This window comes from Kitasatospora arboriphila (genome assembly GCF_039528095.1).
In the GTDB taxonomy this organism is placed as follows: Bacteria; Actinomycetota; Actinomycetes; order Streptomycetales; family Streptomycetaceae; genus Kitasatospora; species Kitasatospora arboriphila.
In genome coordinates this window covers 17,616-19,349 of sequence record NZ_BAAALD010000122.1, presented here as the reverse complement: position 1 = coordinate 19,349, position 1,734 = coordinate 17,616, and the positions used below count along the sequence as shown (strand labels likewise).

Sequence of the window (1,734 nt, the reverse complement as noted above, 5' to 3'; positions counted from 1 at the left end):
GCCGCCGTCCGCGGCACCCTGCACAGCCGCGGCCGGGACCGGGCCGTCGTCAGCCACCACTACGACCTCTCCAACGAGTTCTACGCCCTGCTGCTCGGCCCCGCGATGGCCTACTCCTGCGCCTACTGGACCTCCGGCGACGAGAGCCTGACCGACGCGCAGACCGCCAAGTTCGACCTGGTCTGCCGCAAGCTCGACCTGCGCCCCGGCAGCCGCCTGCTCGACGTCGGCTGCGGCTGGGGCGCCCTCGCCCGGCACGCCGCCAAGCACTACGGCGCCCGGGTCACCGCCGTCACCCTCTCCCGCCGTCAGCACGCCTTCGCCTCCGCCCTGGTCGCCGAAGCCGGTCTCGCCGACCGGGTCGAGGTGCTGCTGCGGGACCACCGCGACCTCGCGGACGGGCCGTACGACGCGATCAGCTGCATCGAGATGGGCGAGCACGTCGGCGAACGGCACTACCCCGCCTTCGCCGGGCGGCTGCGGGGCCTGCTCCGCCCGCAGGGCCGGCTGCTGGTGCAGCAGATGTCCCGCGGCGCGAACGCCCCCGGCGGAGGCGCCTTCATCGAGACCTACATCGCCCCCGACATGCACATGCGCCCGGTCGGCCGCACCGTCGACCTGCTGGAGGGCGCCGGGCTCGAAGTCCGGCAGGTCGAGGCGATGCGCGAGCACTACGCCCGCACCATCGACGCCTGGTACGACACCCTCCGCGAGCGGCACGCCGACTTCACCGGCCTGGTCGGCGAACCGACCGTCCGGCTCTGGCAGTTGTACACCGCCGGCAGCTCGCTCGCGTTCGCCGAGGGGCGGATGGGCGTCGACCAGATCCTCGCCGTCCGGCCCGCCGGCCCCGCGGTGCGGTACGCGGCGGCACCGTGGACTGCGCCTCCTTCGCCGTCAACCTCGCGGCGGCCGCCGGCGCCGCCCTCGCGGTGATGCTGGCCGCGCTCGCCGTCGGGCTGCGCACCGGCCGGCACCGCGGCGTGGACGTCGCCTGGGGCCTCGCCTTCACCGCCGTCGCGCTCACCGGGTACGGGCTCTCGGCCGGGTACGGCGACGACGGGCGGCGGCTGCTCGCCACCGTGCTCACCGCCCTCTGGGGCGTCCGGCTCGCCGCGCACATCGCGCGGCGGGCCCGCGGCACCGGCGAGGACCCGCGGTACGCCCGGATGCTCGCCCGCCGCCCGCCCGGCCGGGCCCGCACGCTCTACGCCGTGCGCATCGTCTACCTGCTGCAGGCCGCCCTGGTCTGGTTCGTCTCGCTGCCGGTGCAGGCCGCCCAGTACCTGCCCGGCCGGCCCGGGCCGCTCGCCTGGGCGGGCACCGCGCTCTGGGCGGTCGGACTGTTCTTCGAGGCCGTCGGCGACCGGCAGTTGAGCCGCTTCAAGGCGGACCCGGCCAACCGCGGCCGGGTGATGGACCGCGGCCTGTGGCGCTACACCCGGCACCCCAACTACTTCGGCGACGCCTGCGTCTGGTGGGGGATCTTCCTGCTCGCCGCGGACACCCCGATCGGCTGGGCTTTCGTCGGCAGCCCGCTGCTGATGACCTGGCTGCTGGCCTTCGGCAGCGGCAAGCCGATGCTGGAACGCCAGATGGGTGCGGACAAGCCCGGCTGGGCCGAGTACGCGGCGCGCACCAGCGGCTTCGTGCCGCTGCCGCCCCGCCGCTGAGGGCGCCGCCGGGGCCGGGCACGGTTCCGGGCGGGGGCCTCGGCGCCCCCCCCGCCCCCCC

General features: G+C 76.1%; 2 protein-coding genes. Both read left to right on the top strand.

Going from position 1 to position 1,734, the window contains the following annotated elements; translation table 11 throughout:
- Positions 1 to 936, top strand: a 936-nt coding sequence (locus tag ABD353_RS35615; protein ID WP_344627853.1) for a class I SAM-dependent methyltransferase, incomplete at its 5' end; no start/stop codon positions are given.
- Positions 936 to 1,673 carry a DUF1295 domain-containing protein gene (locus ABD353_RS35610; protein ID WP_344627855.1) on the top strand — a complete coding sequence of 246 codons (738 nt, stop codon included), beginning with the start codon at positions 936 to 938 and terminating at the stop codon, positions 1,671 to 1,673. The genes ABD353_RS35615 and ABD353_RS35610, both read left to right, overlap by 1 nt.
- Positions 1,674 to 1,734 lie beyond the last annotated feature (61 nt).